The organism is Pedobacter terrae (assembly GCF_036946585.1).
Taxonomy (GTDB): domain Bacteria; phylum Bacteroidota; class Bacteroidia; order Sphingobacteriales; family Sphingobacteriaceae; genus Pedobacter; species Pedobacter terrae_C.
The window spans coordinates 111451-125754 of the sequence record NZ_JAQIIV010000001.1; the positions used below are offsets into that span (position 1 = coordinate 111451).

The window sequence follows — 14304 nt, forward strand, 5'->3', positions numbered from 1 at the left end:
AAGTTATTTTAAGCGATCTAAAAATGAGCGTTCGAATCTCGTCGGGAGCACCAGCCCCGCTATTTGCTCCAATCCTTGCGCCGATGAAGAATCGGCACTCCGGGTTTTCCGCTGCTATCGGGTTTATCAAATGCAATTAGTACAAAAAACTTAGGGTTGGCCAGGCAAAGCGAATAAAAACAAAACGACGAAAACGCTTACCGCAATAATCAGGAGTTAGGTTAAAAGAGCTTAAAGTTTTATATCTTTAAAAGCTAAATCAATCGGTGTAATCATTTACGTCTGAGTAATCCATTATAAAATGCAAACAGCAGCACAAATCGTAATCGGCTTAGTAGCCTTTATCCACATTTATATCCTTTGGCTAGAAATGTTCGCCTGGACAACCAAAGCGCCCAAGGTATTTAAAACCATTCCTAAAGACTTATTTGTACCAACAAAAACATTAGCTGCTAATCAGGGCTTATACAATGGATTTTTAGCAGCGGGTCTAATCTGGTCATTATGCATAAACGATCATCAATGGAAAATATACGTAGCCATATTCTTTTTGGTATGCGTAATTATTGCAGGTATTTATGGTGCAGCAACCGCAAGTAAGAAAATTTTATATGTGCAGTCTATACCGGCTTTAGTGGCGCTGATTTTATTGCATCTTTAATTAAACTCTATCGGTCGGTGTCGCACCGACTAATATAATAAATACTAGCGCCATGATATTGTATGCATAAAGCTCCCACTCTTCGTGATCAACTTAGTAAGGCGATCGTCACCCTGAACCCGTTTCAGGGTCTTGACATGAAGGATTCTGAAACAAGTCCGATAGCTAGCTATCGGATCAAGTTAGGAATGACGAATATTATTAAAGCTCCAACAATCTCTCCAAATGATGGTAACCAATTCCAAAGTATTCTTTGCTGGCTTTAATTTTCATCAAAACTTCGGCTTTTCGCTCTGCACTTATTGCTTTGCCCTTCACTCCCACCACAAGAACATTTTTAGGCGTATGTGCATCAGAAATAAACTCGAAAACTTTGGTTTTATAGCCAAAATACTCCAAAATCATAGCGCGTATACCATCGGTAACCATTTCGGCCTGACGTTCCAAAAAGATTCCATATTTGGTTAGAAAAGAAACATCGTTCTTTACTTTGTTTTGTTCAATCTCCCTGCGAATCTGTTTATGGCAACAGGGTGCAACCACAATCAGTTCGGCATTGGCTTTAATTCCTTTATAAATGGCATCGTCTGTTGCGGTATCACAGGCATGTAGTGCAATTAACAGGTTAACATCATCTGCCTTAAAATCTTCAATGGTTCCCTGGACAAAATTCAATTTATCGAAAGCAGATTTAGCTGCAACCTGATTACACAACTCAACCATATCCTGCCTGTACTCTACTCCTATCACCTCGCTTTCCAATTTTAAAACATCATGCAGGTAATCGTAAAGTGCAAAAGTTAAATAACCTTTACCAGACCCCATATCGGCAACCTTCTTAATCGTGCCTTCAGGTAATTCTTTTATCAGGGAGCTTAAAATTTCAATATAGTGGTTGATCTGCCTGAATTTATCCTGTGCATTTTTAAAAACCTTGCCTTCTGCATCAGTGATCTTCAATTCAGCTAAGTATGATTTAGAATCAGGTCTGATCAGCCTGGCTTTTTCTTTGTCATGACTGGCAGATGGCGCTGCCGCACTAGATGGTTTACCTTTACGTAATACAACTTTTCCATTATTCAGTTCTTCCAATATCAGATCGTTTTCTGTTGTAAACAGGGTAGCTATTTTAAATCCGGTCATCAGATAATTCTCCATTAGATTGAGGGCCTCATCAATCGTATAGTTTTTCACCACATCGCGTGTATTGTAACGATAGGTAACGGCTAATTTATCTTCACGTTTGATGATCACCTTGCGGATGAGCAATTGCTTTAAGGCTTCTTCCGCCCCTTTATAATTCCCTAAAGAAACTTTCACAAAAGTTTCTTCTTTTAAACTGGCTTCTAACGCGGTAATAAACTGGTTGATATATTCTGACACTGTTATGGATTTGAAATGCAAAGATAATCAAGTTTATCCGGAGCTGAACATACAATGAATAATGTAACAATAGAGCGACCATTATAAAAGATGAAGAAGGAAAATGTAAATATGGATTGCAATCTTCAACCATAAAAATCGCTGATGCTATTTTAAATAAATAATTGACATAATACGATTTAGGAACACACCGTAACATCATTATCTATATTGATTCCAAAGTAGCTGAACACTTTTTTTTCAAAAAATTAAACTTTAGATTAGGATATTTAAATAGCAAATCACAATACATGAGTGACTTTCAAATAAAAAAATCGCCTACCGTTTATGACGCCATTATTGTTGGCTCGGGTGCAGGTGGTGGAATGGCAGCCTATGTGCTGGCGCATGCAGGTCAAAAGGTTTTAATGCTTGAGGCCGGTCAAAATTTTGATCCACGCTTAGATTCACATCAATTAAAATGGCCTTGGGAATCACCACGTCGCGGTGCAGGAACCGTTCGCCCCTTTGGTGATTTTGATGCTTCTTATGGCGGCTGGGAATTAGAAGGCGAGCCATATACCCAGAAAAACAAAAGTGAATTTGAATGGTTCCGTTCGCGCATGCTCGGTGGCCGTACCAATCACTGGGGCAGGATTTCTTTGCGCATGGGTCCGGATGATTTTAAGCCTAAAGATGGTTTAACAGATGCCTGGCCCATAACCTATGCCGATGTAAAACCATTTTACGATAAAGTTGACCGCATGATTGGTATTTATGGAACAGCTGAAGGTTTAGAAAATGAACCTGATGGAATTTTTATGAAACCACCTAAACCCAGGTTAAACGAGCTTTTCATTAAAAAAGGGGCTGAAAAAGCGGGAGTAAAAGTCATTACTGGTCGTGGGTCTGTATTAACAGAAGCCTTACCGAATAACAATGACCGAGCACCTTGTTTTTACTGTGGCCAATGCGGCAGAAGCTGTAAAGTGTATGGCGATTTTTCATCATCATCTTGCCTGGTAAATCCTGCAGTAAAAACAGGAAACCTCACTGTTATTACAGATGCAATGGTACGTGAGGTGATCACGGATAAGGACGGGACTGCAAAAGGTGTTTCTTATGTAAACCGAAAAGATCTGCAGGAATATCAGGTAAACGGTAAGCTGGTTATTTTAGGTGCGAGTGCCTGCGAATCAGCGCGTATATTATTAAATTCAAAATCAACTTCACACCCAAATGGCCTGGCCAACAGCAGTGGCGTAGTAGGTAAATACCTTCATGATTCTACTGGGGCAAGTGTTTCGGGCTTTCTGCCGCAATTAATGGATCGGAAACGTTATAATGAGGATGGTGTTGGCAGTGTGCACATTTACTCGCCATGGTGGTTAGATAATCGTAAACTCAACTTCCCGCGTGGTTACCACATCGAATATTGGGGCGGAATGGGAATGCCAGCTTATGGTTTTGGCGGCGGCGTGGCTCAAATGAATGGTATGGTACCTGGCAGAGATGGCAAAATGAAAGAAGCCGGGGGTTATGGAAAATCACTAAAAGATGATTACCGCCGTTTTTATGGAACTGGTGTGGGTATGGCAGGTCGCGGTACCGCCATTGCGAGAGAAAGTAACTATTGCGAAATTGACCCAAACACGGTAGATAAATATGGGATTCCGGTTTTAAGGTTTAACTACAAATGGGATAAAGATGAAATTCTACAGGCGAAACACATGCAGGAAACTTTTCTTTCGATTATGAAGGAAATGGGTGCAGTGGTCACATCAGAAATTCAAGGCGCAGATACCAATTACGGTTTACTCAACCCTGGAAAAATCATCCATGAAGTAGGTACCATACGCATGGGCGATGATCCTAAAAAATCGGCGTTGAACAAATATTGCCAGGCACATGATTGTAAAAATCTATTTGTGGTAGATGCCGGACCATTTGTACAACAGGGCGATAAAAATGCCACCTGGACTATACTGGCCCTATCCATGCGTACTGCAGAATATATTTTAGCTCAAAAGAAAAAACAGAACATTTAAGCACTAACACATGAACAGACGTGATTCACTAAAAGCATTAGGTTTAACAGCCATTAGTACAACTGTACTGCTTGATGCATGTAAGCAGCCTGAAGGAAAAACCGAAGTTGCTACACCAGAAGAAAGTGCAAAAGAAGCAGGAAGGGAACAATGGGAACTAGACCGGGATAAAAACCTGAAGTCAGAAACTTTTTTCACCAAACATGAAATGGCTACAATTACAGTTCTGGCGGATATCATTATCCCTAAAGATGAAGTTTCAGGTAGTGCTTCTGATGCCAAGGTACCAGAGTTTATCGAATTTATCGTAAAAGACATTCCCGAACATAAAACACCGATGCGTGGCGGCCTGAAATGGCTGGATGTATATAGCTTTAATAAATTTCAAAAACCTTTTATTGAAGCTTCTACAGATCAGCAAATCTCTATTGTTGATGAGATTGCTTATCCTAAAAAAGCCCGACCAGAAATGCAGGCGGGCGTAGCCTTTTTTAACAGAATGAGAAATTTAACCGCCTCAGGTTTTTACACCACGGAAATGGGCGTAAAAGATATTGGTTATGTTGGTAATGCGCCAAATCAATGGGCTGGTGTTCCTGCTGATGTATTAAAGCAGTATGGAATGGAAAATGTAAAGATTTGATCACTATTTAATTACTATAATGAAAAAATTAACGCTCTTATTTTCTTTTTTGTGCCTTGTTTCTTTTGTATCAGGACAAGATCAAAGTAATGCAGAAGACAATACTAAAAATTTTAATGGCTTTCAAAGAACTTATGATAAGTATCCAGATTCCGCAATTGCATACCTAAAAAAGTTAGCCATTTCGTCACCTTTGTATGCAGAAGATTTAGTACATAATAGCTTTGCACAATCATTTATTCAACGTGATGAAGAAGGATACTATAAAGATTCAATCTTTTTAGCCAGATTGAAGCAGATGAATATGACCGTCGATTCTGTTCGGTCAATTAAAAGGAAAATGAAGAACAGTACTTCTTCTATTTTAGAAAAACTTAAAAGTGACACCAGCATAGTACTAAAAAATGTTATTTATCCACTGGCAAAATGGGAAGAGGCACAAAAAAATTTTAACGATCCAAAAAAATTAAACGAAATTGGAAAAACCTATTTAAAATATCTAAAAGAAACGAATGATTTTTATACAGAACGTAAAGCGAGATACGGATTGTTGATCGCTAAATTATTATATAACAACAATAAACTTCGTCCCGATGCAGATAGGATCATTGAATTGATCTATAACAATCTTCAAAATCATCAAATAACTGAAGATCCCACAACCATTACGAGGCCTGTTAAAGAAAAGCGTGCCTGGTACAGGTATATGTTCGCCTATTGTAATTTCATTACCTCACAGAACCTAAAACTAACTAATAATCAAAAACTAGATCGGCTCAAACTTGCATTTAGTTACAGTCCCGACATTTTAGACAAGACAGTTTCGCATGCCTACTTTTATGACATGATTTTTCTATTCGGAAATGAGAAATATTCTTTTGAGGAAGATTATTTAGCTGCACTTGGAAGTGATGAAAAAAAATTCAAAACAATTATGGTGATGTCTATGAATGATCCATCATTCAAGCAAAAAGCGAAAGAACTGTATAAAGGTCAAGCCAACTTTGATGATTACTGGCTAAGTGAATTTAATAAGAAGTTTGCATCAGCACCGCTGTTTTCGCTCAAACAGATAGATGGTAATCAATATGTTTTAGGAAATAACAAAAATCAATGGACATTGATTGATTTTTGGGGAACCTGGTGCTCACCTTGTAGAAAAGAGCATCCTGATTTACAAAAACTCTATCTTGATACAAAAGATGGAAAAATGAAAAAATTAAATATCATCACCATTGCAAGTGAAGATCAGGAGCATGCGGTTAAGGAATACATGAAAAGCTTAAACTACAGCTTTCCTGTGGTGATGTCCGATAATCAAATTGAAAAAAATACAACGTTTCCTCTTGGCCATCAAAATTTTTGGTTAGTCCACAAGGAAAATATGTTATTATCCCGTTTAACGTAGACTGGCAGAAATACATCACTGCATATATTGATTAATATTATGAGGAGGCTGTCTTAAAAAAGGCAGTCTTTTTTATTTTGTATGCCGGTCTAAATACAATAAACGTTTTAATTTCTGTTTGGAATTAACGGGTAGCTTCAAACTACCATGCTCAGAGATGATAATAGTATAATTGAAGGTTAACTCTTGTCCAGAGGCTAACGCTATATTCCCAGTTGTAAAATTCGAGAGCATGGAACCTCCTTTTACATTAATTTGAAAACCTTCATTTTTCTCATTTAGCCAGCCGTTTAAGATCTTATGATTATTAACTACGGGTTGATCATCCAATCTTAAATAAAGCCCCTCCCAAACATTGCCTACCCAAAAAGCTGGTTTCGTTTTTAAACGACTACTCGAATTCCATTTTACCGTATCAGGACGTGCATTTCCCTTTTGACCTAGTCCACCAAAATAGTTCGAATTGCTAATATTGAAGGGAATATGAAAATTGACATTTTCAAATTTCACTTCAGCACCTGAGACAAACACCTTGAACCTAATGACCCCGTTAGCATATGCCTTGCCAAAAACATCCTGATTCAGGCCATCAGCTATACTCCGCGCCCGCCATGTAACAGCGTCTTTTCCGATGGTTAAAAACCTGAATTCGGTGGGAATAAATTTGAACTGTTTCTTCGCATCGATATAATAGTGAAAATGAATGGGTTCATAAAGTATATGATGGCGTTTCGCAATACTATCAGACAAATAGCCATCGCCGCCTACTTGTTTTAAAAAACCATCAGCATTGATCTCGATTTTATGCCCTCTGATTGACAAGGTTTGACCAGCTACTTTAAGTGAATGATAACTGTCAAGATCCTGGGCATAAATGGAAGATAGACAAGTAAAGAAGATGATCAGTAAGCTGGCAGATACTTTCATAACTGTTAGTAAAATTTCCCTTCAAGATAACAAAAAAAGTCCTGCTCTTTCGAACAGGACTTTAATATCCTTAAGTTGAATAAATTATTCTCCTTTTGGTTCTTCAGTAGCAGGAGCTTCTTCAGCAGGAGCAACTTCTTCAGCAGTTTCAGCTTTTGCGTCGGCAGCTTTAGGCGCAGCAGCTTTACTTCTACCACGACGAGTTGTTTTCTTCTCTTCTTTAACTTCTACATCTTTACCGTAAACTGTATTGTAGTCTACCAATTCAATTAAAGCCATCTCAGCGTTATCACCTTGACGATTGTTTAATTTAATGATACGAGTATAACCACCTGGACGGTTAGCTACTTTCTCAGCCACTTCGCGGAACAAAATAGTGATTACCTCTTTATCCTGTAGATAAGAGAAAACTGTACGACGTGAGTGAGTGGTGTCATTTTTCGCTTTAGTGATTAATGGCTCAACATAAGTACGTAACGCTTTAGCTTTTGCTAAAGTTGTAGTAATTCTTTTTGCTTTAATTAGTGATGTAGCCATGTTAGCTAACATCGCTTTTCTGTGGCTGTCGGTTCTACCTAAGTGGTTTACTTTTTTACCGTGTCTCATTGTTTTTTGATTAAGTGTATACCGTCTCTGTCTCAGAGGGAATTATACACTGTGAACTAATTGTTAATTCAACGCTTTGCGCTAAACGCATGGCGCTATGCGTATTACTCTTCGTCTAATTTAAATTTAGACAGGTTCATACCGAATGATAAACCTTTTGATTTTACTAATTCCTGAATCTCTGTTAAAGATTTCTTACCAAAGTTTCTGAATTTTAACATATCAGCAACATCATAAGAAACTAAATCAGCTAAGGTACGGATATCAGCAGCTTTTAAGCAATTTAATGCCCTAACTGAAAGATCCATATCTACTAATTCAGTTTTAAGGATTTTACGCATATGTAAAATTTCTTCGTCAACCTCTTTAGTTTCTTCTTTTGCCTGAGATTCTAATACTAAATTCTCATCTGAGAATAACATAAAGTGTTGGATAAGGATCTTAGCCGCTTCTTTTAATGCTTCTTCCGGATGAATTGAACCGTCAGTAGAGATATCTAAAACCAATTTTTCATAATCCGTTTTTTGCTCAACACGAAAGTTTTCGATCGTGTATTTTACATTTTTCATTGGAGTATAAATCGAATCGATTGCGATTACACCTACAACAGCATCAGCAACTTTATTTTCTTCAGCAGGTACATAACCACGTCCTTTATTGATGGTTAATTCCACTTCCAAAGTAACAGATTTATCCATATTGCAAATAACATGCTCAGGGTTTAAAACTGTAAAGTTGTTAGAGAATTTAGTGATATCACCAGCTTTAAACTGATCTTGACCATTAACGATGATGAAAACTTTTTCAGAATCACCTGAATCACCTGTTTTCTTAAAACGAACCTGCTTTAAGTTTAAGATAATGTCAGTTAAATCTTCTACAACACCTTTGATGGTAGAAAATTCGTGAGAAACACCTGAAAAACGAATAGTAGTAATAGCATAACCTTCTAACGAAGAAAGTAAAATTCTTCTCAAGGCATTACCAATTGTTACACCGAAACCGGGCTCTAAAGGACGAAATTCAAATGTGCCATCGAAATCGGTTGATTTCTGCATGATCACTTTGTCTGGTTTCTGAAATGCTAAAATTGCCATTTATATTTTTTTAAATTCGTTATTGAATATATAGTAACATGAAAAAAGTTAATTACCCTTTTGAGGTAATTAACTAGCTCATTTATTACTTTGAGTACAACTCGATGATTAAGTTTTCCTTGATGTTTTCAGGAATTTCATCACGTTGAGGGTAGGTTAAGAATTTACCAGTTAATTCACTAGCGTTCCACTCTAACCATGCGAACTTGTTAATTGTTCTGCCTGCAACTGAGTTACTAATTGATTCTAAAGACTTAGATTTTTCACGAACAGCAACCACATCACCAGCTTTTAACTGATATGAAGGGATATTTACAACTTCACCATTCACGGTTACGTGTTTATGGCTAACTAACTGGCGTGCACCAGAACGGGTTGTTGAAATACCTAAGCGGTAAACTGTATTATCTAAACGTGCTTCTAATAATTGAAGTAAGTTATCACCTGTGATACCAGCACGTGAAGATGCTTTTTTAAATAAGTTACTGAATTGTTTTTCCAATACACCATAAGTGTATTTTACTTTTTGTTTCTCCATTAACTGGATAGCATATTCAGATTGTTTTCCTCTTCTTTTTGAAACACCATGTTGGCCTGGAGGATAATTTTTTCTGTCTAACACTTTATCAGGACCGAAGATTGGTTCTCTGAATTTACGTGCAATTTTTGATTTTGGGCCTGTATATCTTGCCATTTTTTTCTGTTTTTAAAGTATCATCCAACCTATAGCTGGAGATTCTTAGCTTTAAAATTAATTAAACTCTTCTCTTTTTAGGAGGACGACATCCGTTGTGAGGAAGTGGAGTAATATCTTTAATAGACGTTACTTCAAGACCTGCTACCTGTAAGGTTCTGATTGCAGATTCACGACCTGAACCCGGACCTTTTACAAATACTTCAACTTTACGTAAACCTAAATCAAACGCTACTTTACCGCAATCTGAAGCTGCTTGACCAGCTGCATAAGGCGTATTCTTTTTAGAACCTTTAAAGCCCATTTTACCAGCAGAAGACCATGAGATAGTCTGCCCGTTGTTGTTTGTTAAGGTAACGATGATGTTGTTAAAGGTAGCATTGATATGTGCCTGACCAACAGGCTCAATTACAACGATACGTTTTTTTGTTACTTTTTTACTTTTAGCCATTTTATCTTTTAGATTTTAGATATGAGACTTGAGATATAAGATTTTCTATACCCCGATACTCAGTATCCTACTTTTTCTCTTTTATTCCAGATTTGAGCAGATTAAAAGATATGTCACCACATCTCACAACTCATATCTATCTATTATTTAGTAGCTTTTTTCTTGTTAGCAACTGTTTTTCTCTTACCCTTACGAGTACGTGAGTTGTTTTTAGTACGCTGACCACGAGAAGGTAAACCTTTTCTGTGACGTAAACCACGGTAACAACCAATATCCATTAAACGTTTAATGTTTAACTGAACCTCTGAGCGTAAAGCACCTTCTACTTTAATCTCATCGTTGATCATTGTACGGATTGCTGATAACTCATCATCAGACCAGTCTTGTACTTTTTTGTTTAAATCGATACCTGCCGTAGTTAAAATACGTTGAGCAGTTGTTCTACCAATACCATAGATATAGGTTAAACCGATCTCTCCTCTTTTGTTTCTTGGTAAATCAATACCTGAAATCCTTGCCATATTTATTATTGTTTTGCAGTAATTCCGAACGGCGGGCCACCGTTGTACGGTAAATTACAATATTTTCTAATTACCCTTGACGTTGCTTGTATTTAGGATTTTTCTTGTTGATAACGTAAAGTTTTCCTTTACGGCGAATAATCTTGCAATCAGCACTACGCTTTTTAATTGATGATCTAACTTTCATTTTATTTGTATCTATAAGTAATGCGTCCTTTTGTTAAATCATAAGGAGACATTTCCAATTTAACCTTATCTCCAGGAAGAATTTTGATGTAGTGCATCCGCATCTTTCCTGAAATGTGAGCAATAATCTCATGCCCGTTCTCAAGTTCTACCCGGAACATCGCATTAGATAATGCTTCCCTTATTACTCCGTCTTGTTCAATTGAGGCTTGTTTAGCCATATTTTATTGATTGTTACTTAATTAGCTGCTTCTAAACAGGGTTGCAAAATTAAATAAAAAATTTTAATTATTTATTTTTTTTGTTGTAAAACTTCTTCTATTATAGAAAACGTTGATAAAACCTCTGCTTTGCCCTTTTTAACGGCTACTGTATGTTCGAAATGTGCCGATGGTTTATTGTCTTTACTGGTTACCGTCCATCCATCGTTATGGAATTTAACACCGGCTACGCCTGCATTGATCATGGGTTCTATTGCAATGACCATTCCTTCTTCAAGTTTTGGCCCTGCACCACGCTTCCCATAATTCGGAACCTCTGGTTTTTCATGAAGTTTTACCCCAACGCCATGTCCTACAAGTTCTCTTACTACACCAAATCCATTAGCTTCTGCATACTGTTGAACTGCAAAACCAACATCACCGGTACGCATTCCAACAACAGCTTTTTCAATACCCAATTCCAGACAACGTTGAGTAACCGTAAGCAACTTCTGTTTTTCGGCATCGATCTCACCTATTGAGAAAGTATAAGCCGAATCTCCAAAATAATTGTTTTTAATTACACCACAATCAACAGAAATGAGATCACCCTCTTGAATTACATATTCGCTTGGAAAACCATGAACAACTTGTTCATTCGGCGAAATACACAATGAATAAGGAAAACCATTGTAATTTAAAAATGCTGGAATCGCTCCGTGATCACTAATAAACTCGTATGCTAATTGATCTAACTGAATAGTAGTCATGCCTGCTTTTATCACCTTAGCCACTTCGGCCAAAGTTTTAGAAACAAGCATGGAACTTTCTCTTATTAACTCGATCTCCTCAAGAGACTTGTAATAAATTTTTGACATTCTCTACACTACAGTGCTGCGTTGCTACTTGCGGCAGGAACACCTGTTCTGCCAGTAACTCTACCTGTTTTCATCAAACCATCATAATGGCGCATCAATAAGTAACTTTCGATCTGTTGTAATGCATCTAGTACAACACCCACTAAAATCAATAAAGAAGTACCACCAAAGAAATGTGCAAACTCTTGTTTAATACCAAACTTAACCGCAATTGATGGCAAGATAGCAATGATCGCTAGAAATACCGCACCAGGGAAAGTGATTTTTGAAATGACATCATCAATAAACGTTGATGTTGCAAAGCCAGGTTTAATACCCGGAATAAAACCACCGTTTTTCTTCATATCATCACTCATTTGAGTTGGGTTAACTGTAATGGCAGTATAGAAGAAAGTAAATGCGATAATTAAAAATGCAAACGTTAAGCTATAAGCCAACGAAGTGGTGTTGCTGAATTGAATTAGCCAAGAACCTTGTAATGAAGGAACAAACTGCATTAAAGCACCTGGGATAAACATTAACGCCTGAGCAAAAATGATCGGCATAACACCTGCAGCATTAACCTTTAAAGGAATGTACTGGCGAACACCACCAAACTGGCGGTTACCAACAATTTTTTTAGCGTATTGTACAGGTACTTTACGTACACCCTGAACAATTAAAATGGTAAACATAACCACTGCAAATAAAGCAACGATCTCTAAAACCAATGCAACCGGGCCTCCGCCTTCACTGGCCGAACCCACACGTGCACTAAACTCTTGAGAAATTGCAACTGGTAAACGGGCAATGATACCAACCATGATGATTAGTGATGTACCGTTACCAATACCTTTATCCGTAATTTTTTCACCTAACCACATTACAAATAATGTACCTGCCGTTAATACAAACGTAGACAACACTAAAAATAAAGTATTAGGCAATAAAATAGCTTCAGCAGGAACTTGAGTTTTAACGTAACCAACAGACTGAACGATTGTGATCGCTACTGTTAGGTAGCGGGTAATCTGGTTCATTTTCTTTCTACCACTTTCGCCCTCTTTCTGCATTTTTTGGAAAGAAGGAACAGCAATACCCAATAGCTGCACCACAATCGATGCAGAAATGTAAGGCATTACCCCCAACGCCAAAATAGACACACGAGAGAAAGAACCTCCGGCAAACATATCTAGTAAGCCCAAAATTCCTGATTTTTCGTTATTGCCTAAAGCAGTTGGATCTACACCTGGTAAAACCACGTGAGATACGAAACGGTATACCAAAAGAATTAAGAGCGTAAACAATATACGCTCTTTTAATTCCTGAATTTTCCAGATATTACTTAAAGTAGTAAATAGCTTCTTCATTTAATAATTACAATTTTACAATAGAACCACCTGCAGCTTCAATAGCTTTTTGTGCGGTTGCAGAGAACGCATGTGCTGTAATTTCTAGCTTTGCTTTAATTTCACCACGACCTAAAATTTTAACCAAGTCGTTTTTAGAAGCTAAACCATGTGCTTGCAAAGCAGCAAAATCAATAGTTGTTAAGCTATGTTTTTCAGCTAATGCTTGTAAAACGTCTAAGTTTACACCAACATACTCTGTACGGTTGATTGGTTTGAAACCAACTTTAGGTACACGACGTTGTAAAGGCATTTGACCACCTTCAAAACCGATTTTAGTTTTGTGACCTGAACGAGAACCTGCACCTTTGTGGCCACGGGTTGAAGTACCGCCACGACCAGAACCTGTACCACGACCAATCCTTTTACTGTTTTTTGTAGAACCTACTGCAGGTTTTAAATTACTTAAATTCATCTTTTTGAATTTGTGTTGCCCTTCGCTTTCACTAAACAGGTACAACGATTAAACATATATAAAGGTAGTACAAGCTTTTACCTATACTACCTTTAAAACTTTTACTAGATTGCTTCGATTGCTACTAAATGGTTCACTTTGCGAACCATACCGATAATCTGTGGAGTAGCTTCAACCTCTACACTTTGGTTTAATTTAGATAAACCCAAAGCCTGAACGGTTCTTTTTTGGCGCTCGCTTCTGTCGATAACGCTTTTTACTTGTGTTATTTTGATCTTAGCCATGATATTATCCGTTAAATACTTTGTTTAAATCAATACCACGGGTTTGAGCTACTGTATAAGCATCACGCATCTTAGTTAATGCATCAACAGTTGCTTTTACCACGTTATGTGGGTTAGATGATCCTTTAGATTTTGCCAATACGTTGTGTACACCAGCACTCTCTAATACAGCACGCATCGCACCACCAGCAATTACTCCGGTACCTACTGCAGCTGGTTTGATTAAAACAAAACCACCTGAGAATTTACCGATTTGCTCATGAGGAACGGTACCATTTAAAATTGGAACTTTTACCAGGTTCTTTTTAGCATCATCCACACCTTTGGCAATTGCCTCGGTTACCTCTTTCGCTTTACCTAAACCGAAACCAACAACACCGTTTTCATCACCTACAACAACAATTGCTGAGAAGCTGAAAGTACGGCCACCTTTGGTTACTTTGGCAACACGTTGTATACTAACCAAACGATCCTTTAATTCGATATCGGTGGTTTTAACTCTTTTTATATTAATAGTTGACATCTTACTTTTTCT

18 protein-coding genes are annotated in these 14304 nt (G+C 37.5%); 4 read left to right on the forward strand and 14 right to left on the reverse strand.

All coding sequences use genetic code 11. The features are described 5' to 3' along the window. The first annotated feature begins 301 nt into the window (after positions 1 to 301). Positions 302 to 661, forward strand: a complete 360-nt coding sequence (locus tag PGN18_RS00475; protein WP_335317389.1) for a DUF1304 domain-containing protein — start codon at positions 302 to 304, stop codon at positions 659 to 661. 201 nt (positions 662 to 862) lie between these two features. Here the strand turns inward: PGN18_RS00475 and PGN18_RS00480 are convergent, their stop codons facing one another. After that, complete coding sequence (locus PGN18_RS00480; RefSeq protein WP_335317391.1) at positions 863 to 2044, reverse strand: class I SAM-dependent methyltransferase; 1182 nt, start codon at positions 2042 to 2044, stop codon at positions 863 to 865. Between the two features lie 290 nt (positions 2045 to 2334). Between PGN18_RS00480 and PGN18_RS00485 the strand changes: the two genes are divergently transcribed. From PGN18_RS00485 to PGN18_RS00495, 3 genes are read left to right on the forward strand one after another with little or no spacing between them, the layout of a single operon-like run. After that, complete coding sequence (locus PGN18_RS00485; RefSeq protein ID WP_293788491.1) at positions 2335 to 4071, forward strand: GMC family oxidoreductase; 1737 nt, start codon at positions 2335 to 2337, stop codon at positions 4069 to 4071. A 10-nt stretch (positions 4072 to 4081) separates the two neighbouring features. Further along, positions 4082 to 4714, forward strand: coding sequence for a gluconate 2-dehydrogenase subunit 3 family protein (locus tag PGN18_RS00490; RefSeq protein ID WP_335317392.1), 633 nt, complete (start codon positions 4082 to 4084; stop codon positions 4712 to 4714). A 19-nt stretch (positions 4715 to 4733) separates the two neighbouring features. Next, positions 4734 to 6122 (forward strand): TlpA family protein disulfide reductase, encoded by a 1389-nt coding sequence (locus tag PGN18_RS00495; RefSeq protein WP_335317393.1) that lies wholly within the window; start codon positions 4734 to 4736, stop codon positions 6120 to 6122. Between the two features lie 72 nt (positions 6123 to 6194). On the opposite strand, the gene PGN18_RS00500 is transcribed toward PGN18_RS00495, so the two are convergent. From PGN18_RS00500 to rpsE, 13 genes are all read right to left on the reverse strand, one after another. Continuing rightward, the gene (locus PGN18_RS00500) at positions 6195 to 7049 is read right to left on the reverse strand and encodes a glycoside hydrolase domain-containing protein (protein ID WP_335317394.1); all 855 of its coding nucleotides are present in this window, start codon (positions 7047 to 7049) and stop codon (positions 6195 to 6197) included. Between the two features lie 84 nt (positions 7050 to 7133). Then, complete coding sequence (rplQ, locus tag PGN18_RS00505; protein ID WP_335317395.1) at positions 7134 to 7655, reverse strand: 50S ribosomal protein L17; 522 nt, start codon at positions 7653 to 7655, stop codon at positions 7134 to 7136. Positions 7656 to 7759: 104 nt separating this feature from the next. After that, complete coding sequence (locus PGN18_RS00510) at positions 7760 to 8752, reverse strand: DNA-directed RNA polymerase subunit alpha (RefSeq protein ID WP_090984031.1); 993 nt, start codon at positions 8750 to 8752, stop codon at positions 7760 to 7762. Positions 8753 to 8837: 85 nt separating this feature from the next. Further along, entirely contained in the window at positions 8838 to 9446 is a 609-nt protein-coding gene (gene rpsD, locus PGN18_RS00515; protein WP_090984033.1) for a 30S ribosomal protein S4, read from the reverse strand. 61 nt (positions 9447 to 9507) lie between these two features. Further along, positions 9508 to 9897: a 30S ribosomal protein S11 gene (gene rpsK / locus PGN18_RS00520; protein ID WP_039475175.1), complete on the reverse strand. Its 390-nt coding sequence runs from the start codon at positions 9895 to 9897 to the stop codon at positions 9508 to 9510. 143 nt (positions 9898 to 10040) lie between these two features. Continuing rightward, positions 10041 to 10418: a 30S ribosomal protein S13 gene (gene rpsM / locus PGN18_RS00525; protein WP_010599886.1), complete on the reverse strand. Its 378-nt coding sequence runs from the start codon at positions 10416 to 10418 to the stop codon at positions 10041 to 10043. A gap of 70 nt (positions 10419 to 10488) precedes the next feature. After that, on the reverse strand, positions 10489 to 10605 hold the full coding sequence (gene rpmJ, locus PGN18_RS00530; protein ID WP_010599887.1) for a 50S ribosomal protein L36: 117 nt from the start codon (positions 10603 to 10605) through the stop codon (positions 10489 to 10491). A 1-nt stretch (position 10606) separates the two neighbouring features. Further along, entirely contained in the window at positions 10607 to 10825 is a 219-nt protein-coding gene (gene infA, locus PGN18_RS00535) for a translation initiation factor IF-1 (RefSeq protein WP_010599888.1), read from the reverse strand. Between the two features lie 71 nt (positions 10826 to 10896). Continuing rightward, complete coding sequence (map, locus tag PGN18_RS00540; protein WP_335317396.1) at positions 10897 to 11682, reverse strand: type I methionyl aminopeptidase; 786 nt, start codon at positions 11680 to 11682, stop codon at positions 10897 to 10899. 8 nt (positions 11683 to 11690) lie between these two features. Beyond that, complete coding sequence (gene secY / locus PGN18_RS00545; RefSeq protein ID WP_335317397.1) at positions 11691 to 13031, reverse strand: preprotein translocase subunit SecY; 1341 nt, start codon at positions 13029 to 13031, stop codon at positions 11691 to 11693. A 7-nt stretch (positions 13032 to 13038) separates the two neighbouring features. After that, positions 13039 to 13485 (reverse strand): 50S ribosomal protein L15, encoded by a 447-nt coding sequence (gene rplO, locus PGN18_RS00550; protein WP_335317398.1) that lies wholly within the window; start codon positions 13483 to 13485, stop codon positions 13039 to 13041. A gap of 104 nt (positions 13486 to 13589) precedes the next feature. Next, a complete protein-coding gene (rpmD, locus tag PGN18_RS00555; RefSeq protein WP_090984037.1) occupies positions 13590 to 13769 on the reverse strand; it encodes a 50S ribosomal protein L30 in 180 nt (59 codons plus the stop codon). Positions 13770 to 13773: 4 nt separating this feature from the next. After that, positions 13774 to 14292, reverse strand: coding sequence for a 30S ribosomal protein S5 (rpsE, locus tag PGN18_RS00560; RefSeq protein ID WP_010599893.1), 519 nt, complete (start codon positions 14290 to 14292; stop codon positions 13774 to 13776). Between the last annotated feature and the right edge of the window lie 12 nt (positions 14293 to 14304).